Here is a 26,061-nt window from a genome sequence, read left to right as displayed (position 1 = left end):
TAAAAACTCAGCTAAGTTTACGTTTTGATTTTATTTTTTCACCAAATACGTTTGAGCGAGATGACAAAATATCACTGAGCCGAACCCTATGAGTCCACCCAATATAACATGCGTCAAGCGTTCTGATGCGACACTGGCTGAATGAGTGACTAACATCACTGTTGTTGCAACAAAGAAACAGCGGAAAAAATATGCAATGACATAACGACGGAAGGCAACCAAAGTTAAGAAAATGCCACAAATGGCAAGGGTCAAATCAAAAGGCGTACTGGGTAGAATCAGTCCGAATATAATGCCTAAGGGGACACCTAATGATACCCCGATAACGCGTTGACTCAATTTTTGTGGTGAGGTCGTTACGTTACCAGTAACCACACTGGCAGTCCCCCAAATCATCCACTGACCGTTTTGCATGTGAAAATATTCAACCAGAAATGCTGAAATACAAACGGCGATTGCCATAGCGATCATACTTTCAACATAAGGATTTTGCGCTCCAAAATCATTTAAACCTCCCAATCGCAATGGATGGTAATGAATCTCTCGTTTTTTGTAATATGCGCTTATTTCATCAAATTGAGCAAGCAATAAAGTAGGGACTAATGCGATCAATAAATAAGGTAAAAATTGAGGAGCCCGATGTAACATTTCTGTAGGATTAGTTTCCGCAGCAAACTCTGTAGCAAGAATTATGGCCGGAATAAAAGTCCAACTCCCTAAAGGACGCAATTTCTCCCCCTTCATCGTCACCAAAATTACTGTCGTAGCCGCGAGGGTACATGAGACAATATACAGCACTGGCATAAGTTGAGTTAGAAAAAGTAAATAAAACATTACAATGATCATACAACCATGAAGTAACACCCCTAATGCAGTCAACTCAAGTCGTTCTTCTACAATAAGGGTCGACATAGTTAAAACAGAAGATTGAAGCCAAATCGGATTATTGGTAGTCAAATAAAGAAGGGCAAAGGGCAACAATACAATGATCCCTCGCAGCAAAGATCCAATCTGAATTTCATCTTTTAGTGCTTGTATTGTCTTAGAAATAACATGCATTAGATACCTTTTAATTCATTTACGGTGACAATTTGCGCTATTTTTTCCATTAATTGGATGGAGCCTTGATGTTCCTCCTGATTTGCTGCCGCACAAATATCCTCAACGATACACACTTTATAATCCCGATCATGAGCATCGCGAGCCGTGCTTTGAACTGCCCAGGAAGTACTTACACCCCCTAGTATCACTCGTTCAATTTGATTTGCTCGTAACGCTGAATCAAGAGCCGTTCCATAAAATGCGCTAACTCTTGGTTTGACTATTATTAAACTATTACCAATCTGTAATTCTGGATGAAATTCGGTTCCTTTGGAGCCAAGCTTTAGTGCGTCCAATTCATGAACCTTACCAAAGATAGGTGAGTTCTTTGGTTGTTCCGTATAATGTGCACTAAAACCAACTTTTACCATTATGGTTAACCAATTTTTTAACTTTGCAATTTCAAGAGCTTTATTTACCTTTTTAATTATATCACGTTGCTGGGCATGCGCTGCCGAACGCGCAATCTTGCCTTGTGGATGCATAATATCAATAATATAATCCAGACCTATAAATGCGGTACGCATCATATTTACCTCCTCGAGTACCAATATCAATAAAAAATTAGAGTTTTTTTATCAAATAACACCCTATGGAGTCATTTGCATGACCAGGCCGCTCATACTCGATAACAAAACCCAACTTTTGATACCAAGAACATGCTGGCCAATCTTTTAATGTAAATACGCTCATCATCTTGCATCCTTTATGTTTCGCCCACTCTTCTGCTTTAGCAAGTAGGGCTTTTCCATAGCCTTGCTCTCGATACCGTTCATCGACCCATAAACCACCTATTTCCGCTGGTCCAAAGTTATCAAAACCAGAGATTGCGGCAATTATGTTGTTCTCATCATCGTACGCCACATAAAAATAACCGCCTGTTCCAGCAAGGCCGAGTTGAGCTGCATACTGATCAATTCCCTTGCATATAGCGCCATGATCTTCTTCACTTGGATTTTCTATAAAAACTATGGGACTCATTTTATTAAATTCTCTCATTACGTTTACTCATTGATTCATATGAAAAAATCAATTTTTTTTCATATTGTTCTTCTTGTATAAATCAGACATAATTTCATGATGCATCATAGAATTATGACTTAATTATGCAAAATAAACATACAAAAAGAATGATCGGGATCTTCCACAGCAAAACACTGAGAAGCGAGCAAGCTAATATTTCTTCAATTTCAGCACCGCACCAATATAATAGAACATAGCAACCGAGCAAGTCTCGAAAAGAGACTGATTTAGAAAGGACAATTTTTTATGCAATGGAAAGGGATACTGCATTCTTGTTTTAGTTTAGTAATCTTATTGTTGGCATCATCAGCACTAGCTTACGATGAACCGGTTGTGAATCTCGGTTATACAAGTTTTTATGATGGAAGTCCGCCTTCTGGACCAGGCTTTTACTTCCAAGATTATTTACAATACTACACCTCCAATCGCTTTAACGACAACAAGGGTAACAAACTTCCCCTGCCCCGTACTGATCTTGATGTGGTTGCAAATATAACCCAGCTTATTTATGTTACAACAATAAAAATTTTCGGAGCTAATTTAGGTTTTTCTACGCTATTACCTTGGGTAGTTAATGACCGTGTAGATGATGGATTGGGGAATACAGTATTAAAAGCAGAAAATGGCCCAGGTGATTTGTGGATTGGGCCTGCACTGCAATTTGCTCCGATTATGCGAAAAGATGGCAAAGGACCTTTATTTGTTTCGCGCCTCGAACTGGATATTGTCGCTCCAATAGGACGATACAGTAGCATTAATGCAATTAATGCCAGCAGCCGCTTCTGGTCTATAAATCCCTATTGGGCTTTTACCTTTTGGATGACCCCTAAATTATCTACGTCTGCGCGATTTCATTATCTGTGGAATGATGTCAATCATACTCCTAATGTTGCCTTTGGACCAAATGTTTCATCTATCCAAGCAGGACAGGCTATTTTTGCAGACATTGCTGTAGGTTACGCAATAATAGAGAAGTTTACTGTGGGCGTTAATGGCTACTTTTTTAATCAGATTACAGACACCTTGGTTAATGGGGTTGGCTTCCCAGGTCGTAAAGAAAGTGTTTGGGCGATTGGTCCTGGTATGGTCTATAGTCTTAGCAAAAACCATTTTATCTTTTTTAATGTCTACTCTGAACAAGATGCCAGAAATCGTCCTCAAGGTACAAATGGAATTCTGCGCTTTGTGGCTCATATTTAATGAGCCCATACCTTGCCTATGAGCCGCGCATAAAGCGCGCGGCAATCAGAACTTGAGTATATTTTATTTAATAACATTAAGTTATGCCCCTACCCCAGCATCCAGGTGTTTTAATCACAAGAAACTATTCATAAGAAAAATGAATAACTATTTTCCTTTTCCTGAAATTATGGCAAAACATATGAATATATTGCTTTCCTGAGAATCTAATGACTCTTCCATTTAAGATCATTGACTTAACACATACTCTTACTATCGAGAGTCCCTCATGGGACGTTGGCTGTGGGTTTAACCATAAAACAATTCTGAATTACGAAGAATGTTCTACTACTGTTCAATTTAAGGTACAAGAAATCAGCATGCCCGCAGGAATTGGCACTCATATTGATGCCCCTGCACATTGCATCAAAAATGGGCTTCATGTTGCGGAGCTAAATCTTGTTGACCATCATTTGATTACTCAATGTGTGGTGATTGATGTAAGTCATCAATCACATGAGTGCTATAGCATTGCTCTGAACGACATTCTGAATTTCGAGAAAATCCATGGCGCAATAGCAGAACATACTTTCGTTATTTTTTATACTGGATGGGAAAGACATTGGCATGATGCGAAGCAATATAGGAATAATTTAATTTTTCCCTGCGTTAGCAAAGAAGCCGCTCAATTATTAGTAGAACGAAATTGCGCAGGTATTGGTATTGATACCTTATCCCCAGATAGACCAGAAAATGACTATATCGTTCACCAAATTATGCTCGAAAACAAAAAATACATTGTTGAAAATATTTTTAATGCAAACAAATTACCTGCTTCAGGAGCTTTCAGCATGGTTTTGCCTATGAAAATTGCTGGTTTAACTGAAGCTCCTGTGCGTTTAATTGGTCTTTATTGATTTTGTTTGATTACTTTATATAATCCACTGTATTCATTCAATTTCCAGGAAGAAATTACATTGAAAGTCGGTATTATTGGTGGTTCTATAGCAGGTTGCGCCCTGGCCTTATTATTAAAAGATCAATTCCAAGTTACGGTTTTTGAGCAAGTAGATAATTTACATTCGCGTGGAGCGGGAATTACGATTTCTATCGAATTGCTGAACGCTCTACTCGCCAAAAATCTTATTGATCAAGACACATTATCTCATACATGTACCGCACGCAGTTTTTATTGCCAAGCAGATAATGAATCTGTTTATGGAAAATTTTTATGGCAGCAGGGAATTTCTATGGCAAGCCTGCACTGGGATACTTTATTTACTAATTTAAGAAAAAGGATACCCGAGCCGATATACCGCTCTGGCGTTAAAGTCGTGGACGTACAACTCAAGGATAAGGGTCCTGGACAAATTACTTTAGAATCTGGCGAAACACTGCAATTTGATTTAATTGTTTTTGCAGATGGGATTCAATCTGTAGGTAGATCATTGATATCCAATGTTAAACCAGAATATTCAGGTTATGTTGCTTGGCGGGGTACCCTAGAATTTGAACGAATAAAAAATCAAGCGCTTTTTAATGAGCAAGGACTTTATTACTGTTTTAATAAAGGACATTTATTAACTTATCCGGTATATCATCACCAAACAAATAAATTAAACTGGGTTTTTTACGAAAAAATAACACTTGAAGATCTACAAGACTTGGGTTCAACCTCTTTAATCGACTTCTCTGTAAAAGCAAAAGAACATCTTTATCAATTAGCACATGAAAAATTACCTCAGGCGGCAGCACAAATAATCCTTGATACCCAATCTCCTTTTATGCAGAAAATTGTTGATGTCTGTGTTCATCGTCTTGTGACTCACGGAGCTCTGTTATTGGGGGACGCAAGTACCATATTACGCCCCCATGTCGGAAATGGTGCTTCCTTAGCCATTCAGGATGCATTTAGCCTTAGCGAACATCTCAGGAAATATGATGATTTTCAGCAAGCAATTATTGAATGGGAGACAGACTCTCTTCCTAAACGAATTGCCATGTATGATTTATCAAAACGAATGGCTGATGCTTTGGTGTTACACCCTGTACAATGGCAAGAAATGAATGAGTCAACAATGCCCTCTTGGTGGGAACAAGTCATCCGTGGGGATAAATGGTATACGACTACCTCCACACAAAAATAACTTGAAGGAACTCATATGGAGCTGATAGCTCCTTGTCAGGGTATCAAATTATAAAACTAATAGCAGAAGAGTATCGTGTTAGAACTCTTCTTCGCTTTTTTTGCAAACTGGGTCTCTCAGACCCCAAAGTACTATGCCACAGACAATAAGCATTGCAAACGACAAAGAAATTAATCCCAATTTAATGAGCACTTCTTGCCAGCCTATCCCATGAAAACCACCTCCAGCAATTGGCATCATTCCTGCACCTGCCCCCCAGATGCCCGCTAACAAAGTGGTTGCCCAATTGGTATAGGTACCAAATAGGGAGAGAATGAATCCATAACTTTGTATATATGTTGATAAGTTTAATTGAGGCCAGATTAATCCTAATAGAATTAAGAAAATACCATTGAGTACTCCTTCAAGATGGCTGGAAAGCCCCATTCTAGGATTATGCATTAAAGGTAATATAAAGCCGGTTATTAATCCTAATAAAAATAAAAAAACGCCATATCTTATCAATTTGCGGCTGAGGTTTATTGCATTATTGTTCAATATTATTCTCTCTGGTAAGGCATCAATTATTTTTTATAAACCTCTAGCCCTCATCCGTCCTTACGGACACCTTCTCCCCCATAGAGAGAAGGGAGATTTCTATTTGCTCTCCTAGCCGGGGAAAACGGAACTTCTAAAAAAATCCTCTATCTCTTTTTTGGGAGAGGGTGAGGGACAAATTAAACCTTATCAAACCCTTCAGAATTACTCATATTCCATTGCCTCCACGTTCCTTGATACCCCTTCAAACGCTGTTGAGCAAACCGATAAAAATGAGCAAGGAATAAAACTCTCTGCTTATAATAAGGTGTAAGGGAAGGCTCTGCTCGATTGACTTCAAACAAATTATAATAAGGCGGTATTGAAGCGTGTCGCGCGATAATTTCTTCGAAACTCACTTTGTCTGCATTTTTTAACATATCGTACATCACAAAAAAGCTCGTTGTCCGCCCTTTTCCTCCTCTACAATGGATGTGAAACCATGTATCTTTAGGCGCATTTTTTATTATGGTTAGAAATGTATCCACTTCTGAATCGGACGGTGCACTATGATCTGTAACGTATACGCGATGATATTCAAAACCCAATCTTGAAACTAATTCCGCTTCATTTTTTATCTTTTTTACCGAGATGTTTTTACCACTGGAAAAATCCTTAGCAGCAAACTGTTGTGAAGATAAAATTCCGCTTATCTTTTTCTGAGTTTTTAATGAATTCAACCAATTTTCTTGATCTGTGAGACTTTGATCATTTGTTTTTCCGCGATTGATCCAATCGTATTCACTTACTAAGGTAATCGCTCTGCCGTTAAGATAGCCATGGCTTTCCTGACGAAGGTCCAACACCACGACTGGTTTACCCTTTAAATGCCCATGTCTGACTATATAATCAGAAATATCTTTCCATCCCTTTTCGCTTGGCTCTTCACTACCAGAAATGGTCAATTCGTTAATGCCTATTGTATTCCCTTGATACACATTAGCAATCATTGAGGCATCACGTAACCATTTTAATGAAGAAGATGAAAATTCAGTGTCTTGCACAATACAGGGATTATAAATACTCGCATCGCATATCCTCGTTTCTATATGTGTTTTCGCAAAACATAATCCCTGAGTTAACAATAAAGTATTAACAAGAATGGTAATGTGCTTCAAATAGGTCATCCATAACCCCTTAACAAGAAACATAAACCATTCTATGTTAATTTTTTTTCCTACTGCAAGAGTATTGGTTCAAAATTTATCAAATTTATTATTGTCTTTGGATTTCCATCCATTTTTTATACAGTCTTTTCCAAGCCTCTTTGCTTTCTGGATTAACCCAATCATATCCTATTAACTTCCAATCCTGATCCTCAGGATTAAAGCCAAGATTACGAATATAGTCCGCATCACAAATAAAAAATTGATTTTTATAGGGTAATAAGAAGCCCCCTTGTGCGTGCTGATGCGATTTAGCTTCGGTATAATGTGCAAACCATACATTAAGAAATCCGCCACGAATGAATGGCAATTGACATTTTAAATCGCTCCAAGAACTAAAACCTTTTCCAAGGGCGATAACAGCAAGTGCATGTTTACGCTTAATATCGGCGTGAATTATTTCTTCAAGAGAACAATTTCTAAACTCAGGTAAATTTTGAAAACGTTTTGCGGCGTTTTGTACTGTTGTCTGATTGGTAGCGCGTAACGATTTTAATAAAATAGAAGCTTGAACTTTACATTCTTCAACGCTAAATGATGGGTGCAGCTTATTCATGTGAATCCCCTTTGCTATCGCCAGACACCCACTTCTCTAGCAACAAAAAGGTTAATGAATAATTAATAAATCAATTACTAACCAGGGTGAGATCCTCTTTTGTGGGTATAGGCGTCCCATGAAGCCTATATTCATAGTACTTGATGAATGGAGTTTTGTAAATATTTTATGCGTTTTGCTCTTAAGTATCCGCTGTTGAGATAAAGGATTCTCGGATTACGGCTTAGGTCTCACCCAGGCTACCCCGAGGATATCGTTCAAGGACATGTTTGGAATCCGCGCCACAATAAGCATGAATAAAATGAATGACCGTCTCTGCAAATTGATCATTCCATAAGTTCTGATGTCCTTTATCCGAAAACTCAATCCATTCCTTAGGTTGGTTGGCTTGATGAAATAAAGTTAAACCTTGATTGTAAGGTACCACCCCATCCAGTTTCCCATGCAACATTAAGATGGGAACATGAATTTTTTGAATCCGTGATAAAGAATCATACTTATCAATCATAGGCATGGGTATCCAGGAGTAATGATAGCGAGCCAATGCCGTTAATGAGGTATATGGTGATTGCAGAACTAAGGCGCAAACTGGGAATTCTGTCGCCATTTGTGTGGCAACCCCGGTTCCTAAGGATTCCCCATAGAGAACGATATTATTTCCCTTAATCCCCTGTCGTTGCAAAAATTGCATTGCAGCTCGTGCATCTTTATATAATCCTGATTCAGTGGGCTTACCTGGATTTCCTCCATATCCTCGATATTCAAGTAATAACACGCCAAAACCTTGTGAGAGGAACTGTCGAACAAGGGGCATACGGTAACCAATATGTCCTGCATTCCCATGTAAATAGACAATTATTGGTTTCGTATCCAGTGGGGGTTTATACCAAGAGCTTAAAGTCAAACCATCCGCAACAGGGATTTTAATAATTTGCATATCTTCTGCCTGAAAATCTTGCAGCTTAGGTTCTTCAGCAGATGGGAAATAAATGAAATAACGTTGCCAAAAATACGCTACGGTAACAATTAAAATAACAAGAAAGAGACCCAGCAACCATTGCTTTAGCATCGTTTCATTCCATCCACATCATTGATTTGATTTTAAAAAAGGATAATCCGTATAACCTTTTATACTACCACCGTATAAAGTTGCACGCTCTAATTCATTCAATGGTGCATTTTTTCTAAATCGCATGACCAGATCGGGATTGGAAATAAAATATCTTCCAAAAGCAACAAGATCAGCATAACCACTAGTTACTGCTTCGTCGGCCATTTCCAATGTATAACCATTATTTACCATCCAGGGGCCATTAAATTCTTTGCGTAATGCCTGGAAATCAAAACCGTAATACTCGCGAGGTCCTTGAGTTTCTCCTTCAATAACATGAACATAAGCCAATTCAAGTCGGCTCAGTTCTTGTACAAGTGGAAAAAAAACAGCTGCAGGTGAAGTATCTGTGACTCCATTGGCATGACTTACAGGAGCAAGACGGATTCCTGTTCGATTTGCGCCAATTTCAGCGACAATAGCATCGGTCACTTCCAGCGCAAAGCGCAATCGATTTGTAATTGAACCACCATATTGATCCGTTCGTTGATTTGTCCCATCACACAAAAATTGGTGGATTAGATATCCATTTGCGGCATGAATTTCCACCCCATCAAATCCCGCTAAAACCGCATTTCTGGCAGCAGATCGATAATCTTCAATAATACGAGGAATTTCACTAAGCTTTAATGCGCGCGGCGCTCCGACTTCGACAAAAGTACCGTTTTCAATAAAGGTGCGCTGTCCTGTTGCCGGGATGGCAGAAGGAGCCACAGGAGCAATACCTCCGGGTTGCAAGGAAGGATGTGAAATTCGTCCTACATGCCAGAGCTGTAAATAAATAGCACCTCCTTTGGCATGAACTGCATCCGTAACTAATTTCCATCCCGCAATTTGTTCTGAGGAATAGATTCCCGGAGTCCAAGCATATCCCTTTCCTGTCGGCGAAATTTGGGTTGCCTCCGCGATGATTAAGCCTGCATCTGCACGCTGCGCATAATACTCTGCATTAAGCTCTGAAGGAGTATCAATTCCATGGATTGAACGATTTCGCGTTAGTGGGGCCATAACAATGCGATTTTTAAGCGGGAGCCCTCTTAAATTGAAGGGACTAAATAAAGTTTCATGGTTCATAGTATTTTGCCTCATGCGGTTGTTCATCAAAAATAATTCATTTATTTGTTTTAGCTTAATTAACCATTCTATCTATGTTTCATTCTAGATTATAGGTAAGATATTCCCCATAAGTGGAAATCGTTACCTTTATAAGGAAATAGAAATGTATCAAAATATTTTAGTTGCGATTGATGAGAGTGATACATCAATGCAAGCCTTCCAGGAAGCCATTAAGCTGAGTAAAATGCATAAGGCAAAATTACGAATTGTACACATTGCGAATGAATTTTATGCTCCTTATGTTGGAACTGGAGTTGATTATGAGAAGTTAGAGGCTTCATTCAAAGAATATGGCCAACAATTTTTGGATAAAATGCAAACCATGGCAAAAAAACAATATGCCGATTGTGAAGCGCAACTCCTTGAAATAAATCCGTCCAAGGAAAAAGTTCCAGAAAAAATCCTTGAAGCAGCAAAAAATTGGCCTGCTGATTTGATTGTCATAGGAACTCATGGTCGTCGAGGTTATCAGCATTTATTACTGGGTAGCGTCGCCGAAGGAGTTATTCGCAATGCACCCATACCAGTTCTTCTTATCCGCGGCAAACAGTCCTAAAAGAGTTGATTGCAATAATTTGTTAGCGAAGGATTATCCATATGCGAGCGTGCTAAGAATGGAGAATTCTTTCGCTGTCTTGCTTTGATAGCAATTAACACAAGCAATTATTGTTGAAAAAAATCCGTTCTCGTGGAGTATTTCTTAACTGACTTTTAATAAAGCATAGTATCCTCTCATGGGTTTGTTATAATGCAAGCAAAAATCGCTTTGGATTTATTTTATGCAAAAACTGATTAATGATTTTCATGAGTTGGAGCGGCATTTTTTCTCACTCATTAGCTTAAATTGCCTGAATCATCCGACCATAACTGCTTTTGAAACCGGAGTTCTCGCAGCCGGACTTAATCCTGCTTTTGTAACCCAAACAGACAAGGAATTTTCAACCGACCTCGCACATTGCAGATCCTACTTCGTTCAAAAGAATTTACCATGGACCATTGTAATTTCAGAGCATACACAAATTGGTTCCCAACAAAAGAGTCAATTTCTACACGATTATGAATTAACCGATAATGGTGTAGGCATGATATTCGATCTTTTATCAAGCCCACTACAAGGCTTAGATAATCAACTTGAATTCAGAGAGATGAATGATGAGCTACATACCTGGGGAATCCCTATGACTTATGCTTTTCAATCCACTCCCGAAATTAACCAGGTTTATATACAAAGACACGATGAAGCATTGAAAAAATCCCAAGGGATTTATCATTTTTCTGGTTTTTTTTCGGGGGAAGTCGTTGTATCTATGACATTAACGGTAAAAGAGCACCTTGCCCGCATCGATGATTTAGCCACAATGCCGCACTTTCAAAAGCGTGGTTTTGCTCATGCAATGATGATTTATGCCTTAAAAAAAGCATTGGATTTAAAAGTTCAAACCTGCTTTTTAGAAGCATCCAGTTCAGGGCTTAATCTCTACAAACATATTGGTTTTCAACCACTTTTTACAAATCACTACTATGAACTTAAGTAGTTGTAGCTTGGGTTAAGCACAGCAGAACCCATGCAGATAAGGATAAATCATGATGAAATATGCATTAGTTTTTTTATATACCTTATTTTTTTCCAATGCTTCTTTGGCCAATCTTGATTTAATTACTTGGAAAGGAATTTATTATAAAGCAGTCCCGCATAAAAAGGGGGTTACAAAAAAATACTGTAAGGAACATAGTCCGGGTACTTTTATTCACACCATAAAGGATGGAATTGCTCGCCCTATTATCACCAATAAAGGCATCAATCTGAAGCAGATATCGTTTAACATGGATAAAGTTGACGGCATTTATCTTATTAATGGGAGTCTGATTGCATCTGGAAAAACAGCAAAAACTGCCTGGCACGATCGAATTGATTATTTTTTATACAAATACAGTGAAGCAGGAATCACTCAAGGGGTTTGGTATAGTGATCAATGTAAAGGCTTTTATAAAGGGCTGGTACTCAACGACAGAAATAAATAATTGATGTAGAAATTTTACCTAACTCTAAATAACTGAATCGCTTCTTACTCTTATATCAGGCCAAGATAAATTTTGATTATTGAGGTTTAATTTTGATTCTAAATTCACAAAAGCCTGAGAAATAGTCTTTTTATAACACTTCATCATTCATCCCTTGGTATATACTGTATAAAACCAGTTCGTTTTTCTACTAATAAGATAATTGTCTTAAATTGGGGGGAGTGGTGGAAAATAAACAATGGCAGTTTTCGCTCTGGTATGTTCTGATAATTTTCTGGATGATCCTCTTATTCCAGAATTTTTTTTTCGCATCACATCCTGTAGATATAGCTTATAGCGATTTCATCAAACTTTTAAAAGCAGAAAAAATAGACAATGTCGTACTTACGGAAGACTACATTACCGCAAACTTAAAGCCTGAAGGTTTAACAGAATTACTTCCAGAAGATAAACTCACTGAAATCAAAGAATACGGTGGCAAAGACCCTCAGGTCACTACAGTTCGCATTAATGATCCCTCTCTTGTTTCCACCCTAGAAGCAGCGAAAGTCAAATTTAAGGGAAAGGCTGAAAACAAATGGCTAACCATGCTGCTCTCTTGGATTATTCCGGCATTGCTTTTTTTTGCTTTGTGGAGTTTTTTTATAAGACGCATAGGCTCAGCGGCTGGCGGAGTTTTAGATGTCGGGAAGAGTAAAGCCAAAATCTACATGGAAAAAGAAACCCATGTATCATTTCAAGATGTTGCCGGAGTAGATGAAGCAAAAACCGAGCTTATGGAAGTAGTCGAATTCCTCAAAAATCCGCAGCATTATACTCGTATCGGAGCTCACATACCTAAAGGAGTACTTTTAGTTGGACCGCCTGGAACCGGTAAAACATTGCTCGCAAGAGCGGTAGCCGGTGAGGCAGGAGTACCATTTTTTTCAATTAATGGTTCAGAATTCGTAGAAATGTTTGTTGGTGTTGGGGCAGCTCGTGTACGCGATCTCTTTGTCCATGCACGCGAAACGGCTCCGGCAATTATATTTATTGATGAACTTGATGCTCTAGGGAGAGCACGTGGTGCTTATCCTATTGGCGGTGGACATGATGAGAAGGAACAGACTTTAAATCAGTTACTTTCAGAAATGGATGGCTTCGACCCCAGTGAAGGATTAATCTTACTCGCCGCGACGAATCGACCAGAAATTCTTGATCCCGCATTATTACGTGCTGGACGCTTTGATCGTCATGTACTCGTAGATCGACCCGATAAAAAAGGCCGAGTAGATATTTTAAATGTCCATCTGAAAAAAATAAAACAAGCCGCTGATGTTGATCCTGAAAAAATTGCAGCCTTAACCCCAGGTTTTTCTGGTGCGGATTTGGCAAATCTAGTCAATGAAGCCGCTCTGCTTGCTACGCGCCATGATGCTGACTCTGTTAGCATGGATGACTTTACCAACGCTGTTGAACGAATTGTAGCAGGTTTGGAGAAAAAGAATCGCTTACTCAACCCCGAAGAGCGAAAAGCAGTGGCCTATCACGAAATGGGACATACTTTGATAGCTCTCTCTTTACCTAATGTAGACCAGGTCCACAAAGTTTCCATTATTCCACGCGGTATAGGGAGTTTGGGTTATACCATTCAACGCCCTACTGAAGACCGCTATCTGATGACTGAGGAAGAATTAAAAAGTAAAATGATGGTGCTGCTCGGAGGTAGGGCCGCAGAATTTGTTGTCTTGGGTCGATTTTCGACGGGAGCAGCAGACGATCTCGCCAAAGCAACAGATATTGCACGAAACATGGTCATGCGCTATGGCATGGATAAAAAACTAGGCCCTGTAACCTACCAGAAAGAAAACTCACCATTTTTAGAATCTCCTATGGTACACCACGATCGAGAATTTAGTGAAGAAACTGCCCGTGAGATTGATGCAGCAGTCCGAAAAATTATCCAAACTGCATTTGACGATGCCGTAGAAGTTATAAAAAAGCACATTAAAATTTTAGAAAAAGGTGCAGCATTGTTATTGAAAAAAGAAACACTGAATGAAGAAGATTTAACGACATTAAATATAAGTAAGTAGCCCAGGGGCACTGCAGCGAAACCCAGGATTCCTGGGATACTTCAATTAGCCACCCGTCATCCCAAATGTAGAGAGGGCTCACCAGAAGATGGGTATGAATAAACTGAGGAGTTCCTTCTTTGTAAACTCCTCAGGATGACGCAGTAGGATCTACACTCCGAAAAACAACTTCTTTTTGTTTCATTGATTACCCATAACCTGCTTTTGACTTAATGGGTGTAAAGCACTCGTTTTATCAAAATGAATTAGCCCGTCAAACTGATAAGGAAGTCGGGTAAAAAAGTAATGACTAAAGCGCTCGGTATCTGGAAGATAGATCACGCCTATTGCCCGCTGCAAGCGAGGAATATTTAAATAGTGCTCCAATTTCTCATTATTTAGTAAATTTAAGAAAAAATTTTTGCATTTTAATTGATGAAAAAGTTCCTCAAAACTTCCTTGCAAACCAGGTCTTACTTGCTTTTTCTCTCCAGGTCTTCCCCAATCGGATGCGGCCATAACAGTGCCTTCATAAGTTGAAAAACCCAAAGAATAAGCATGTATGCCATATTGCTCTCGCACTAACCGACCTAGATTAAGTTCGTCACGTTCACCCATTTCAGTCGCACGCGAATCGCCCACATGAGAATTATGTGCCCAAATGATTATTTTAGCCGGTTTATTAAATCGTGTTTCCAAATGATCTGCTAACACATTCAGTGTTTCTGCCATATGAGTGTCTCGAATATTCCATGTAGAAACCCTACCTTCGAGCATGGAGCGATAATAATTTTCTGCATTTTTTACCAATCGAGCATTTTGAGTTGCAAAAAAATACTCATCTTCAGCAGCAATTCCATCACGATGCACATACTCAAAAGCACGGTGTTGCAAATCCACTAATTGAGCCACAGCCTCATTAATACAGGATTTTTTAACGCCGGCGTTAATTAAATAACCATACATTTGAGGATCTTGATTAAGATGATCAAAACACGCATAACGCTGTTTGGCACGTTGTGCCGCTTCAGGATCGACTTTATTTAAAAAATCAATTACAGCTTGCATAGAGGAATTTAAACTATACAAATCAAGTCCATAAAATCCAATTTTTTGTGCTGCAGGCAAACTGTCATTATAGAGACGTAACCAATGAAGAAATGGCGGAAGCGTCGTATTACGCCACATCCAGGTTGGAAATCGTTCAAAAGCATCCAACGAGCGCTCACTATGAGCTATAGATCCTTCTCCTCGTAAAAAACGATGGACACGATAAGCATCAGGCCAATCCCCTTCAATTGCAACCGCCATAAATCCACGCTCTTTAATAAGACGCTGGGATATTTTGATACGAGTCTGATAAAATTCATGCGTTCCATGGGATGCTTCGCCAATCATCACAAAGCGAGCATCTCCTATTTGTTCAAGTACCGCATCGTACTCTTCATCTTGGGCATCCAAAGGTACAATGGTATTATTCAATTCATCGACTAGCTTGTGCAGAGCATCCTTATTCATAAAGCCTCCTCGGTCACAAACATTATTCAATACAATATTGGTCAAACCATTTTTTGGCTAAGTTTGAAACCTCCTGTAATGTTCCAGGCTCCTCAAACAAATGAGTTGCCCCAGCGACTAGTTCCAATTGAGTGATACAGCTCATTTGGTTCATCGCTTGCTGATTAAGCCCAATAACTACCTCATCATTGCCACCAACAATAAGTAACGTAGGGGTTTTGACTCGAGGTAAATAGGCTCCGGCTAAATCAGGCCTTCCACCACGTGAGACAATCGTTTTAACTAAATTAGGCCCCTGTGCAGCGGCTACAAGTGCTGCACCTCCTCCGGTGCTCGATCCAAACAAACCAATTGGAAAATGATATGCTGCAAATTCTCTAGTACACCAATGAATGACATCAAGAAGCCGAGAAGCTAATAAATGAATATCAAAACGAAACTCACGAGTGACATTATCAATGACATCTTCTTGTGAGGTAAGGAGATCAAAAAGCAAGGTTGCATATTTTCCTTCGTTTAAGATACTTGCCACATATTGATTTCGACTACTGAATCGACTGCTCCCACTCCCGTGTACAAAAATCACCATTCCTTTCGCCTCTTCAGGGATAAATAAAAACCCGTTGAGATAAACATTTTTACTGGGAATAGTTACTGGATGTTGGATGTCTACAGTATAAGCGTTCATGGGCATTCCTTTACCTGAACCAATATTATTCCAAAGTATAGACTGATTCCTTCCGGTGCGACGTTAAGCCTTAATTTATCTAACATCCAGGAAACATGAATTTAGGACTAGAATTATTGCATAGTAAAAAAAGAGCCTATATGATTAAGTTGCCATAGAGTCATATCAATATGATGTATATAGAGCTATTCCATAAATATAGATGGTACAAGGTATCTTTGTCTTAGAACCTACGTTTTGGGACTTGTTTCGCGGAAACTAAGGAATGGAGGCTCTTAGGTGAGAAAATATGGAAAAATACTCATAACTTGCCATTAGAATATATATGGAGTAAAGGAGCACCTCAGAAACAAAGAGATAGAAGTGCTCTAATTAATAACTTAGGGATAAGGAATTATAATGGGCAAAAACAATAAACAGACAACTTCGTTTATAAGAAAAAAGAATTTTGATATTCCTACAGGATTAGTTGCTCAAAGAAGAGCAGAGTTAATCGCCGCTAAAGAGCAATTAAGATTAAAAGAGATGGCCTCCATTAATACGGATGAGAATAATACTAATCCGAGAATGCTCACTCATCTTACTAAATTTAGGCCCCAAATAAAGCATAAAAAACCTTCACGTTCACAGCGAAACTCCACATCAATGCATGATTTTTTTAAAACAAATGAGCAAATAGCAGATGAAGCAACGGATATGGACGTAACTGTAGACTGGCTTAAAGAATTGAAAAATACGATATCGGATGCATGGGTTGCTTATAGTAATTACTATAAACTAGGTATCAATAATCGCCAACCTAATGGTTGGTTTAGTTGGTGGCGCCATTCTGATGATGGGCAAAAAAGAGCAGAGAGAATCAATGATGAGGCACTGGCAAGTGAGGATACTAATAAAATTATGATACAGATGGAGCGATTTTTCGAAGAGCCTTCTACTCGCTATGAGAACCACTCTTTTGCCTCTTATTTATTTGAAAAATTCGATCGCCTGTTAGAGCGCCATGAATATAAGCCTCAACCAGAGATAATTTATGATAAAAACTATTGGCATACAATTGCGGCACAATTGCACTTATTAATGACCAAAGAAGAGTTTAACCATAACTCAGGAACACCTGTTCTATGATCCTTAGTTTAAAAATAAGAGCTATTATTCATGCCTAATCAAAATCCCTGGGCTTTAAATACACCCATTGATAGTTTTTTCTTTGATTGTGATGGTACCCTCTCTCTTATTGAGGGTATTAATGTCTTAGCAACAACCAATGGGGTTGCAGAAAAAGTACATCAGATTACTGCACGATGTATGGGTAAAACCGGCATGACACCCAGTGATTATCGTCAGCGCTTGGATTATGTACAACCCACCCGAAAACAAATAGAAGAGTTGGCAAAGAGCTATAGACAACATATTGCTCCTGGAGCACAAGAACTCATTCAACTATTACAACGTTTGAATAAAAAAATCTATATTATTTCCGCAGGGATTAGGCTTGCAGTAGTTCAGTTTGCCAAGAGTTTGGGAATTCCTGCGAGTAATGTACTCGCAGTGGAAGTATATTTTGATGAGCAAGGTAACTATCTAGGATTTGATGAACAAAGCAATATGACCCAAGGAAATGGTAAAACGATAGAAATTGCCTCCGTACTTAAACCTGGTGAGCACTCCTTATTAGTAGGTGATGGCGTAAGTGATTGGGAAGCTCGAGAAGCAGTAACACGATTTGTTGGTTTTGCAGGCCTAAGCCCTAAAGAATGGGTGAAAAATCATTCTGATTTTTATATCAGTAATGCAAGCTTTTACCCAATAATACCTTTAGGGTTAACTCAGGATGAGTTGAAAAAATTGCCTTCCCAATATTATGCTTATTATGAACAGGGACTTACAGAAATTTACAACTCTAGTGTTCTGATCAAGGGAGATAATCATGTTTATCATTCAAATTCTTGATAATATATCGCCACAGGGTTTGAGTTTGTTCCATCCTGATATTTATCAATTAGGTCTTAACCCTGTTGATCCCGATGCCATACTGGTACGTTCCCATAAATTACATAACCATCAATTTTCAAAAAGCTTAAAGGCGGTAGCACGAGCCGGAACTGGTACTGATAATATCCCTATTGAAGTACTTACGAATATGGGGGTTCCGGTATTTTATGCTCCTGGAGCAAATGCCAATGCAGTAAAAGAATTGGTGATGGCAGCCATGATAATGGGTTATAGACATTTAGACGAAACGCGCTCATTTATTACTGAACTGTCAAAAGAGGATAATCATTTATTCAATCGAGAAATCGAAACTAAAAAAAAGAAATTTATTGGGCATGAAATTTCAGGTAAAACTTTGGGCGTTATAGGCTTAGGGAATATAGGCGTTAAAGTTGCTAATGCAGGACTGGCTTTAGGGATGAAGGTATTGGGTTTTGATACGAATATGACGTTAACTAATGCTCTGGCATTGATGCCGGGCGTTGAAAAAGTTATGGAAATGAATACATTGCTTGCTCACGCAGATATTATTACCCTACATATCCCTTTAAATGCAGCGACCACCCATTTAATTAATGAAGAAAATATTGCCTTAGTTAAACCCCATCTGCTGTTACTTAATTTTTCACGCGAACAAATAGTAAGCGAAGCGGCGATTTTGCAACAATTAAATAACCAGCAAATCATGGGATATATCACCGATTTTCCAACAATTAATTTGGCCGATCACCCCAATGTTTTGTCCTTCCCCCATTTAGGAGCAAGCACTCAGGAAGCAGAACAGAGTGCTGCAGAGATGGTCATTAGCAATATTTGTAATTATTTAGAACATGGCATTATCGAATATTCTGTTAATTTCCCTAATATATCCCTCTCTGCAACCCAAGTACCCAATTGTTACCGTATCTTAGTGATCAACAAAAATACCCCAGGAGCTATGGGTAAAATCACCCAAAATATATCTAAACTAAAATACAACATTGAACAAATGGAAAATAAATCCCGTGGAGAAATTGCTGTGAATCTGATTGATATATCTGGACCTAAAGACTCATTAACTCAACTTTGTGACCTATTAAAAAATATTCCCAATTTAATAGATGTACGATTAGTTACTAACACTCAAAAATAATAAAATTAGCTTTTTTTGAAATACTCTATTTTCTTTACTACACTTTTATAGGTTGTTCCCTTATTTAGATATTCTTTATTTTTATTTAATAAGGATTGCTGTGCATAATATTGAGTTACTCGCCATTCGTGATCATAAAACAAATGGCATGGCGGTTTGTTTAAAGCCTAAAATTCCTTATATTATTACACCGTCTCTGGTACATGAGATTCGTAAGCTGCAAAATAAAATAGCAGAGCAGTACTACGCCAAACCCTGGGATGGAGTTTACTACCTGCTTTGGTATTTACATTCTGGTACAACACCATGGAAAGGACTAGATTTTCATTTTATTCACGAAGCATTGTTAAGTCATCATGAGCATAAAATAGAACTCTACATCGAAAAAATATTTGAATTGCTTTTTATTAATTATGTAGGCTTTGGCCTTCCCTTAATTAACTGCTCTTTTGTGAATAGAAAACTAAGCGGCATTTCTCAGGATTTTTTCTATTTAAATCGAATAAACTTTATAAAACGATATAAAGAATTGAATTGCTCCTGCTTCAATAAACTCCCTTTTAGTAAATTGGATTTTAATACCCAAATAAAGAAGGCATCATTTCCCTTTAAAATTTATACTCGTAATAATTTTTATGCTTTTGATGCTATCGATTTGAATTCAATGAAAAAAATTCTGCATTCGCATCGATATTTACCTATTTCGCAGGCCCAACAAAATGAAATAAGACTTATTTTCAATCAAATTGGCCAGAATACCATCTCGAGAATTTATCAATTGGCCTCAGAAAACATCCATTTAATTGAGCGTTTCTCCTCGATCCAATCCATGGCAAGTCAAAAGTAATCATGAATATGGATGGCTTGTAGCCTGGGCAGAGCTTAGCAAACCCGGTCATCCCGAATGCAACGAGTGATCTCCTATTGGAACACCGTCCTACAGCGTGTGCACCAGGTTAGGATGTCTAATAACTTATAAATAAAAATAAATGGCAGGTGCTAACATTTTGAATGCAATAGAGTATAATATGTAAAAATTTTATACATACCAAGGTAAATCAATGTTCGGCCTGAACGAAAAAGTAGGAAAATCCTTTTTTAAAGCGGCAAATCCAGGAGAGCTCTTTGTTACCAGTCGTTTTTTTACTTTACAAGGAGAAGGACCTTTTCGAGGTCATCCAGCCTATTTTATCCGTCTAGCCAAATGTAATTTAGCATGTTCTTTTTGTGATACTTACTTTGATGTGGGTGAATGGAGAAGTTTTACTTCTTTATTAGAAGAGGCCGACGCTCTAATTGATGCTTTTTTTCAGAATCGCAGCCTCCCTACTCCATCCTGGGCGCAGGGACCAGCAAAAAAAATAGTTTTAGTCATTACCGGTGGAGAACCCTCACTACAACAAAATTTATCAGCATTTTTAGAGGAAGCCAAAACATATTTCCAATATACCCAAATTGAATCAAATGGTATTTCTATTTTATCTGACCTTCCTAAAAGCACCATATTAGTAGTGAGTCCCAAATGCTTGGAAAAAAATGGAAAAACGATTAGATACTTGGAGCCCAATACCAAAATGCTGGAACGAGCTGATTATTTGAAATTTGTCATGTCAGCCCCCGAAGAGGAACAATACAAAGCCTATAGTGAAATACCTGCATGGGCACATGAGTGGGCAGAAAAAACAAATAAACAGGTTTTTGTAAGTCCCATGAATATATATCAAAAAGAACCTCAGCGTGTTCGTGCCATCCGTGATAAAGGCCACAATTTGACTTTGGCAGAACGCTCTGAAATCAATGAGGTGGTGAGCTTTTGGGAGCCGGATCTTTTAGATCTGGAAAAAAATCAACGTAATCACGAATATGCAGCAGAGTATTGCATGAAATATGGATTCATTCTTAATTTACAAATCCACCTGTTTGCAAGCCTACCTTAGATGTTAAGGCCTGAATACGTTTGTAGCATGAGTAAATTGCGCAAGCCGTGCCTCAAAATCACGTAATCCTCAAGAATCTACGACGAAGGATCTCCCCGTTTTACCCTGGAGATCCCTCACTACCTTTGGGATGACATATCCTAATTTAATCAGAACATACCATGTCATGACCACAACATGTTGGTGATTTAATTTGCCCACACCCATGAGGACATTTTGATACCTGAACCTTGCCATGGTCCGTTTTTACAACATCACTAACTAATAGGGAATTGCACTTGCTGCACGTTAAGTTTTTCACACCCATTCCACATTTATGACATTTGTATTCCATTACAATTCTCCTTGTCAAAATAAATTTTTTTCAACACGAAAATCTCGCAGAGTTAGTACCTATAGCTTGTGCAATAGGTCTCATCACTTTTTCTAGGTTAAATATAGACACAATATAATGGACTTGTAAATTACAGATTAGCCTTTTTGGGGTTTACCTTAATGCAGCATGTAATGCCTCATCAATATGGTTTTCATCGAATACCTGCACACCGTGCTCAATTAATAATGCGGCCGTAACGCCTTCGCCATGCATTAATGTGCGTGTAAAAGATCCATCGTAAATCCCACTTGCACCGCAAGAAGGACTTCTGGCCTTCAAAATCGCAACACGTATGTGATATTTCTTTACGAGCTCGAGTGCTTTTTGTGCACCTTGAAGAAAATAATCAGTCACATCCTGATTGTTTTTTGTTTTGACTAAAGCATTGTTCTTTAATACATCTGCACCTGACTTTTTACCCTGAATCTCAGCTGGAGGTCTTGGTGTAGGTAATCCACCAGCCATTTCCGGGCAAAGGGTAATTATTTTTCCTTCTTTAAACCATTGCTGTAACAGTGGATGATTTTGCAAACAATCGCCCCCATCATAACGAACTTTTTGGCCAAGAAGACAGGCACTCAGGAGTATTTTAGGCATAAAAACTTTTGTATCAATTAAAGCACACCGATAACGAAACTATAGTTTATAGCATGCGTTGAAACAAGGCTATTTACAGTTCGACTCTTCGTAATCTGAGCGCGTTAATAATCACCGAAACAGAACTTAATGCCATTGCAGTTGCGGCGATAATGGGATTTAGCAGTAATCCTGTTACTGGATACAACACTCCTGCTGCTAAGGGAACTCCTAATCCGTTATAAATAAAAGCAAAAAATAAATTCTGACGTATGTTGCTCATTGTTGCTCGAGACAGATGGTGGGCTTTAACAATTCCATTCAGATCACCATGGAGCAAAGTAATTCCGGCACTCTCAATTGCAACATCAGTCCCTGTACCCATCGCAATACCAATATCTGCAACAGCCAAAGCAGGTGCATCATTCACTCCATCCCCTGCCATTGCTACAATAGAACCTTTCTCTTTGAGCTCACTTACGATACGGCGCTTATCTTCAGGCATAATTTCAGCAATTACATTATTAATACCTAACCGACTCGCCACTGCCTCGGCAGTTGTTTGACTGTCTCCAGTGAGCATATAGACCTCAATCCCATTTTTTTGCAACTCAAGTATGGCATCAGGTGTGCTCGGCTTGATAGGATCCTCTACTGCCAGAATCGCAACCGTTTCACCAGAGATGGCCAGAAACATCACAGTTGCTCCTGCAGCACGTAACTCATCTGCGCTATCAATAAGTGAGGTGTTATTTGTTCCATATTCTTGCATCAATTGCAGATTACCAAGCGCAATGTTTAAACCATCGACCTTGCCAATAACACCTTTTCCTGAAATTGCTTCAAAATCCGATACTTTGGTAAGTGATAATTGTTTCTCTTTTGCTGCTGTCATGATTGCATTGGCAAGTGGATGTTCACTTTGATGTTCGAGTGCAGCCGCTAAAGCCAGTATTTCATCAGCCTCAAACTTTTTTTCCGTAATTATTTGAGTTAATTTGGGGTGTCCAAGCGTTAAAGTACCCGTTTTATCAACAACGAGTATTTTAACTTTCTCCATTTGCTCCAGAGCCACTGCATTTTTAACTAAGACACCGTTCTGCGCACCTTTGCCCACACCAACCATAATGGACATAGGTGTTGCTAAACCGAGCGCACAAGGACAAGCAATAATCAGAACCGAAACCGCAGCAAGTAAACCATAGCTAAACGCAGGTTGCGGGCCTAAGAAGAACCAAACGAAGAAAGCAAGTACTGCGATTAAAATAACAATTGGAACAAACCAACCTGAAACTGTATCGGCCAGTCGTTGAATAGGAGCCCGACTGCGTTGTGCCTCACTTACCATATGTACAATGTGTGAGAGCATGGTATCGCTGCCAACATGCTCTGCTTTCATTATAAAACTGCCATTTTGGTTTATCGTAGCTCCAATCACTTTTGAGCCCACATCTTTACTTATTGGCATCGATTCCCCAGTAATCATAGATTCATCTACATTACTGCGTCCTTCGAGCACTTCACCATCTACAGGAATTTTTTCGCCAGGTCGAACACGAAGTTTGTCTCCAACCTGGACTTGATCTAAAGTTACTTCTTCTTCATTGCCCTTCAGATCAATTCGGTGGGCACTTTCGGGAGCTAAGTTTAATAAAGCACGAATAGCACCACCTGTTTGCTCTCGTGCTTTTAACTCCAGCACCTGCCCGAGTAAAACCAAAGTGGTGATGACTGCAGCTGCTTCAAAATAAACATTGATTACTCCTTGATTATGCAAAGCTGCAGGAAAAAGATCGGGAAACAGTAGTGCGATGGTACTGTAAACCCATGCAACACCTATCCCCATAGCAATAAGCGTAAACATGTTCAGTTGGCGTGTTTTCAGGGAAATAAAACCGCGCTGAAAAAAAGGAAAACCACACCATAAAACTACAGGTGTAGCCAATACAAACTGAATCCAGGCAGATTGATTAGCGGCGATAAAGTGCTGGAATAGATGGCCACCCATTTCTAATACAACTACCGGGATACTCAAAACAAGCGCAAGCCAAAACCGATGCTTCATGCTTTTGTATTCAGGATTTTCTTGTTCTGCAGAAACGGCTTCCGGTTCTAAGGCCATCCCACAAATAGGACAATTCCCAGGGCCAGACTGACGAACCTCTGGGTGCATAGGACACGTGTAAATTCCTGTTGCGATTATATGTTCAGGGAGGTGTTGCTGTTTTGTCGCATGATGTTGATGACATGACGGAGGCACGCTTCCTTGTTCTGATGAATTTTTCTGATGCTTATGCTCATGTTCACAATGTCCGTGTTTCATAATTTACCTTCCCTTAACTTTAAGAGCACGTCCTCTAGCTTGGGGCAAAGGGAAATGCATCATTTCAATATCGCTATTCTTTTTTACCCCATTTTTCGTCGGGTTGCACAAAATCCTCTAAAAAAAGATCAATAGAAACTTTTTTGGGATTCGCTACTTTCTCATACGCTACAGAGCCCTCAACAAATTGGCATAACCGATCAAAACTCCCTTTTTTCGCTTGAAAAGCAAAAGGTCCCTGAATTTTATCAGCATTTTCATGTAACGATACACCATAAATATTGACAAGCCTATTAACCAGTTCCTCATAGGGAATTTTATAGAATTGACAGGGACCGTTTAGTGGGGCCGGAACATTAGGGTCCATTAAATAAACATAATTCGCTTCTTTTCCTCGTTCTGCCCCAACAATTAAAAGCGAATGACTGCCCTCAATAGTTTCCTGGGGCCCCTGCTTCTCAGTATAAATTTGGTATTTCTCAGTAGCACGCTCGATGGTACATTTCCCAGGAACAAATACCACACAAGGTTGGGTATAAATAACCATAGGGCCATCCCCTATAAGGACATCCATGAGCTCATCAATTGGTTGGGAAGGATCCCACCCGGAGCCCTCTAATTGATAGCAGTAGGCAGCCTGATTGACCACTGCCTGATGATAAAATGGTGCCATAAACTCGGGATTATCTTTAGTTAATTCTATATTCTCACTATAGTGCTCATGAGAATTGACCACTGATTTCACACAGGATTGTAAATAACTTTGCATTACATTTTCGGGATCAAGTCCAGTGATATAGTGTAAACTGGTAAGCGTTTTTTTTGCTAATGCGACACAGTCCGCATATTCTTTTTTATTGAGGTATTCTTCAAAATCAATATATTCATCTTGCTTCTTGAGATAATCAGCACTCAGTTCGAGATAAGTTTCTATCTCTTTTTTCATTTGCCGGGTATCCGTTGAAAGCGACTTAAGGCTCTCCAGCTCCTCCTCCCACTTTTTAATGAAATTTTTTACCAATTCCGGAGGGCTACTTGTATCTTTTGTTTCTTGAATAAAATCATCAAATTCTTCTAATAATGTTTTTGCAATTTGTTTATCAGATTCAATTTTATTTAATCCACGACGATAATCAGAGAAAACTAACTCACTAAATCGTTCTTTTTGATGTTGATTATCCTTTTTACCAAAACGAAAACGCAATGGATTTAATGCATATAGGGCGCAAGTACCTCCCTTTTGTGCATGCTGTTCTCTAAGCACTGCCGGCTCACCGACATAACGTTTACCTCGAGGGACATCAAGCAATAAAATATCGGCAGTTTTGATAAGGAACTTAGGCATAATGATTATACAAAAAAAACAATAAGTATATTAATTATACAGAACCAACCAAAATATGTCTATTTATTGGGCATTCGGTATTTTATTGAATCAAGTTGTCGTGGTTATATTTATCCTTAA

Annotated in this window: 25 protein-coding genes; 12 read left to right on the top strand and 13 right to left on the bottom strand. The window is 38.8% G+C overall.

The window, feature by feature from the left end; genetic code table 11:
• Positions 1-30: 30 nt before the first annotated feature.
• The 3 genes from ACWTEW_RS04030 to ACWTEW_RS04020 are packed head-to-tail and all read right to left on the bottom strand — an operon-like array spanning position 31 to position 2,100.
• Positions 31-1,059, bottom strand: coding sequence for an FUSC family protein (locus ACWTEW_RS04030; protein WP_454780477.1), 1,029 nt, complete (start codon positions 1,057-1,059; stop codon positions 31-33).
• Entirely contained in the window at positions 1,059-1,631 is a 573-nt protein-coding gene (locus ACWTEW_RS04025) for a cysteine hydrolase family protein (RefSeq protein ID WP_454780476.1), read from the bottom strand. The genes ACWTEW_RS04030 and ACWTEW_RS04025 overlap by 1 nt, the downstream gene beginning before the upstream one ends.
• A 34-nt stretch (positions 1,632-1,665) precedes the next feature.
• The gene (locus ACWTEW_RS04020; RefSeq protein ID WP_454780475.1) at positions 1,666-2,100 is read right to left on the bottom strand and encodes a GNAT family N-acetyltransferase; all 435 of its coding nucleotides are present in this window, start codon (positions 2,098-2,100) and stop codon (positions 1,666-1,668) included.
• Between the two features lie 270 nt (positions 2,101-2,370).
• Between ACWTEW_RS04020 and ACWTEW_RS04015 the strand changes: the two genes are divergently transcribed.
• From ACWTEW_RS04015 to ACWTEW_RS04005, 3 genes are all read left to right on the top strand, one after another.
• On the top strand, positions 2,371-3,324 hold the full coding sequence (locus tag ACWTEW_RS04015; protein WP_454780474.1) for a SphA family protein: 954 nt from the start codon (positions 2,371-2,373) through the stop codon (positions 3,322-3,324).
• A 209-nt stretch (positions 3,325-3,533) separates the two neighbouring features.
• Positions 3,534-4,220 (top strand): cyclase family protein, encoded by a 687-nt coding sequence (locus tag ACWTEW_RS04010; RefSeq protein ID WP_454780473.1) that lies wholly within the window; start codon positions 3,534-3,536, stop codon positions 4,218-4,220.
• A gap of 60 nt (positions 4,221-4,280) precedes the next feature.
• Entirely contained in the window at positions 4,281-5,450 is a 1,170-nt protein-coding gene (locus ACWTEW_RS04005; RefSeq protein WP_483099560.1) for an FAD binding domain-containing protein, read from the top strand.
• A gap of 78 nt (positions 5,451-5,528) precedes the next feature.
• On the opposite strand, the gene ACWTEW_RS04000 is transcribed toward ACWTEW_RS04005, so the two are convergent.
• From ACWTEW_RS04000 to ACWTEW_RS03980, 5 genes are all read right to left on the bottom strand, one after another.
• Positions 5,529-5,987 carry a hypothetical protein gene (locus tag ACWTEW_RS04000; RefSeq protein WP_454780471.1) on the bottom strand — a complete coding sequence of 153 codons (459 nt, stop codon included), beginning with the start codon at positions 5,985-5,987 and terminating at the stop codon, positions 5,529-5,531.
• 179 nt (positions 5,988-6,166) lie between these two features.
• Positions 6,167-7,153, bottom strand: a complete 987-nt coding sequence (locus ACWTEW_RS03995; RefSeq protein ID WP_454780470.1) for a phosphatase domain-containing putative toxin — start codon at positions 7,151-7,153, stop codon at positions 6,167-6,169.
• Between the two features lie 88 nt (positions 7,154-7,241).
• A complete protein-coding gene (locus tag ACWTEW_RS03990) occupies positions 7,242-7,748 on the bottom strand; it encodes a hypothetical protein (RefSeq protein WP_454780469.1) in 507 nt (168 codons plus the stop codon).
• A gap of 223 nt (positions 7,749-7,971) precedes the next feature.
• Positions 7,972-8,817, bottom strand: a complete 846-nt coding sequence (locus tag ACWTEW_RS03985) for an alpha/beta hydrolase (RefSeq protein WP_454780468.1) — start codon at positions 8,815-8,817, stop codon at positions 7,972-7,974.
• Positions 8,818-8,835: 18 nt separating this feature from the next.
• Positions 8,836-9,933, bottom strand: a complete 1,098-nt coding sequence (locus ACWTEW_RS03980) for an alkene reductase (protein ID WP_454780467.1) — start codon at positions 9,931-9,933, stop codon at positions 8,836-8,838.
• A 145-nt stretch (positions 9,934-10,078) separates the two neighbouring features.
• On the opposite strand from ACWTEW_RS03980, the gene ACWTEW_RS03975 reads away from it, so the two are divergent.
• From ACWTEW_RS03975 to ftsH, 4 genes are all read left to right on the top strand, one after another.
• Complete coding sequence (locus ACWTEW_RS03975; protein WP_454780466.1) at positions 10,079-10,531, top strand: universal stress protein; 453 nt, start codon at positions 10,079-10,081, stop codon at positions 10,529-10,531.
• 223 nt (positions 10,532-10,754) lie between these two features.
• Positions 10,755-11,510 (top strand): GNAT family N-acetyltransferase, encoded by a 756-nt coding sequence (locus ACWTEW_RS03970; protein ID WP_454780465.1) that lies wholly within the window; start codon positions 10,755-10,757, stop codon positions 11,508-11,510.
• Between the two features lie 49 nt (positions 11,511-11,559).
• Positions 11,560-11,997 carry a hypothetical protein gene (locus ACWTEW_RS03965; RefSeq protein ID WP_454780464.1) on the top strand — a complete coding sequence of 146 codons (438 nt, stop codon included), beginning with the start codon at positions 11,560-11,562 and terminating at the stop codon, positions 11,995-11,997.
• A gap of 224 nt (positions 11,998-12,221) precedes the next feature.
• The gene (ftsH, locus tag ACWTEW_RS03960; RefSeq protein WP_454780463.1) at positions 12,222-14,072 is read left to right on the top strand and encodes an ATP-dependent zinc metalloprotease FtsH; all 1,851 of its coding nucleotides are present in this window, start codon (positions 12,222-12,224) and stop codon (positions 14,070-14,072) included.
• Positions 14,073-14,252: 180 nt separating this feature from the next.
• Here the strand turns inward: ftsH and ACWTEW_RS03955 are convergent, their stop codons facing one another.
• Both ACWTEW_RS03955 and ACWTEW_RS03950 read right to left on the bottom strand, forming a co-directional pair.
• On the bottom strand, positions 14,253-15,569 hold the full coding sequence (locus ACWTEW_RS03955) for an erythromycin esterase family protein (protein ID WP_454780462.1): 1,317 nt from the start codon (positions 15,567-15,569) through the stop codon (positions 14,253-14,255).
• A gap of 22 nt (positions 15,570-15,591) precedes the next feature.
• Positions 15,592-16,257 (bottom strand): dienelactone hydrolase family protein, encoded by a 666-nt coding sequence (locus ACWTEW_RS03950; RefSeq protein ID WP_454780461.1) that lies wholly within the window; start codon positions 16,255-16,257, stop codon positions 15,592-15,594.
• Positions 16,258-16,656: 399 nt separating this feature from the next.
• Between ACWTEW_RS03950 and ACWTEW_RS03945 the strand changes: the two genes are divergently transcribed.
• The 5 genes from ACWTEW_RS03945 to ACWTEW_RS03925 all read left to right on the top strand — a co-directional run bounded on the left by ACWTEW_RS03945 (position 16,657) and on the right by ACWTEW_RS03925 (position 21,321).
• A complete protein-coding gene (locus ACWTEW_RS03945; RefSeq protein ID WP_454780460.1) occupies positions 16,657-17,385 on the top strand; it encodes a hypothetical protein in 729 nt (242 codons plus the stop codon).
• 30 nt (positions 17,386-17,415) lie between these two features.
• Positions 17,416-18,210 (top strand): HAD-IB family phosphatase, encoded by a 795-nt coding sequence (locus tag ACWTEW_RS03940; RefSeq protein ID WP_454780459.1) that lies wholly within the window; start codon positions 17,416-17,418, stop codon positions 18,208-18,210.
• Positions 18,188-19,384, top strand: coding sequence for a 3-phosphoglycerate dehydrogenase family protein (locus tag ACWTEW_RS03935; protein ID WP_454780458.1), 1,197 nt, complete (start codon positions 18,188-18,190; stop codon positions 19,382-19,384). Before ACWTEW_RS03940 ends, ACWTEW_RS03935 begins: the two co-directional genes overlap by 23 nt.
• Positions 19,385-19,484: 100 nt before the next feature.
• The gene (locus tag ACWTEW_RS03930; protein WP_454780457.1) at positions 19,485-20,231 is read left to right on the top strand and encodes a hypothetical protein; all 747 of its coding nucleotides are present in this window, start codon (positions 19,485-19,487) and stop codon (positions 20,229-20,231) included.
• A gap of 214 nt (positions 20,232-20,445) precedes the next feature.
• The gene (locus tag ACWTEW_RS03925; RefSeq protein WP_454780456.1) at positions 20,446-21,321 is read left to right on the top strand and encodes a 7-carboxy-7-deazaguanine synthase QueE; all 876 of its coding nucleotides are present in this window, start codon (positions 20,446-20,448) and stop codon (positions 21,319-21,321) included.
• Between the two features lie 487 nt (positions 21,322-21,808).
• Here the strand turns inward: ACWTEW_RS03925 and ACWTEW_RS03920 are convergent, their stop codons facing one another.
• From ACWTEW_RS03920 to ACWTEW_RS03910, 3 genes are all read right to left on the bottom strand, one after another.
• A complete protein-coding gene (locus tag ACWTEW_RS03920; RefSeq protein WP_454780455.1) occupies positions 21,809-22,294 on the bottom strand; it encodes a 2-thiouracil desulfurase family protein in 486 nt (161 codons plus the stop codon).
• Between the two features lie 73 nt (positions 22,295-22,367).
• The gene (copA, locus tag ACWTEW_RS03915) at positions 22,368-24,596 is read right to left on the bottom strand and encodes a copper-transporting P-type ATPase (protein ID WP_454780454.1); all 2,229 of its coding nucleotides are present in this window, start codon (positions 24,594-24,596) and stop codon (positions 22,368-22,370) included.
• Positions 24,597-24,669: 73 nt separating this feature from the next.
• The gene (locus ACWTEW_RS03910; protein ID WP_454780453.1) at positions 24,670-25,941 is read right to left on the bottom strand and encodes a V-type ATP synthase subunit I domain-containing protein; all 1,272 of its coding nucleotides are present in this window, start codon (positions 25,939-25,941) and stop codon (positions 24,670-24,672) included.
• Positions 25,942-26,061 lie beyond the last annotated feature (120 nt).

It is taken from the genome of Legionella stuttgartensis, from assembly GCF_977063405.2.
Note: the sequence above shows the minus strand (reverse complement) of the source record. Positions and strands in the feature narration are given on the sequence as shown.

Excerpts from the sequence above, each read along its gene's own strand:
- ACWTEW_RS04030 (WP_454780477.1), bottom strand. The coding sequence starts at position 1,059 with ATGCATGTTATTTCTAAGACAATACAAGCACTAAAAGATGAAATTCAG.
- ACWTEW_RS04025 (WP_454780476.1), bottom strand. The coding sequence starts at position 1,631 with ATGATGCGTACCGCATTTATAGGTCTGGATTATATTATTGATATTATG.
- ACWTEW_RS04020 (WP_454780475.1), bottom strand. The coding sequence starts at position 2,100 with ATGAGAGAATTTAATAAAATGAGTCCCATAGTTTTTATAGAAAATCCA.
- ACWTEW_RS04015 (WP_454780474.1), top strand. The coding sequence starts at position 2,371 with ATGCAATGGAAAGGGATACTGCATTCTTGTTTTAGTTTAGTAATCTTA.
- ACWTEW_RS04010 (WP_454780473.1), top strand. The coding sequence starts at position 3,534 with ATGACTCTTCCATTTAAGATCATTGACTTAACACATACTCTTACTATC.
- ACWTEW_RS03995 (WP_454780470.1), bottom strand. The coding sequence starts at position 7,153 with ATGACCTATTTGAAGCACATTACCATTCTTGTTAATACTTTATTGTTA.
- ACWTEW_RS03990 (WP_454780469.1), bottom strand. The coding sequence starts at position 7,748 with ATGAATAAGCTGCACCCATCATTTAGCGTTGAAGAATGTAAAGTTCAA.
- ACWTEW_RS03985 (WP_454780468.1), bottom strand. The coding sequence starts at position 8,817 with ATGCTAAAGCAATGGTTGCTGGGTCTCTTTCTTGTTATTTTAATTGTT.
- ACWTEW_RS03980 (WP_454780467.1), bottom strand. The coding sequence starts at position 9,933 with ATGAACCATGAAACTTTATTTAGTCCCTTCAATTTAAGAGGGCTCCCG.
- ACWTEW_RS03975 (WP_454780466.1), top strand. The coding sequence starts at position 10,079 with ATGTATCAAAATATTTTAGTTGCGATTGATGAGAGTGATACATCAATG.
- ACWTEW_RS03970 (WP_454780465.1), top strand. The coding sequence starts at position 10,755 with ATGCAAAAACTGATTAATGATTTTCATGAGTTGGAGCGGCATTTTTTC.
- ACWTEW_RS03965 (WP_454780464.1), top strand. The coding sequence starts at position 11,560 with ATGATGAAATATGCATTAGTTTTTTTATATACCTTATTTTTTTCCAAT.
- ACWTEW_RS03955 (WP_454780462.1), bottom strand. The coding sequence starts at position 15,569 with ATGAATAAGGATGCTCTGCACAAGCTAGTCGATGAATTGAATAATACC.
- ACWTEW_RS03950 (WP_454780461.1), bottom strand. The coding sequence starts at position 16,257 with ATGAACGCTTATACTGTAGACATCCAACATCCAGTAACTATTCCCAGT.
- ACWTEW_RS03945 (WP_454780460.1), top strand. The coding sequence starts at position 16,657 with ATGGGCAAAAACAATAAACAGACAACTTCGTTTATAAGAAAAAAGAAT.
- ACWTEW_RS03940 (WP_454780459.1), top strand. The coding sequence starts at position 17,416 with ATGCCTAATCAAAATCCCTGGGCTTTAAATACACCCATTGATAGTTTT.
- ACWTEW_RS03935 (WP_454780458.1), top strand. The coding sequence starts at position 18,188 with ATGTTTATCATTCAAATTCTTGATAATATATCGCCACAGGGTTTGAGT.
- ACWTEW_RS03925 (WP_454780456.1), top strand. The coding sequence starts at position 20,446 with ATGTTCGGCCTGAACGAAAAAGTAGGAAAATCCTTTTTTAAAGCGGCA.
- ACWTEW_RS03920 (WP_454780455.1), bottom strand. The coding sequence starts at position 22,294 with ATGCCTAAAATACTCCTGAGTGCCTGTCTTCTTGGCCAAAAAGTTCGT.
- copA (WP_454780454.1), bottom strand. The coding sequence starts at position 24,596 with ATGAAACACGGACATTGTGAACATGAGCATAAGCATCAGAAAAATTCA.
- ACWTEW_RS03910 (WP_454780453.1), bottom strand. The coding sequence starts at position 25,941 with ATGCCTAAGTTCCTTATCAAAACTGCCGATATTTTATTGCTTGATGTC.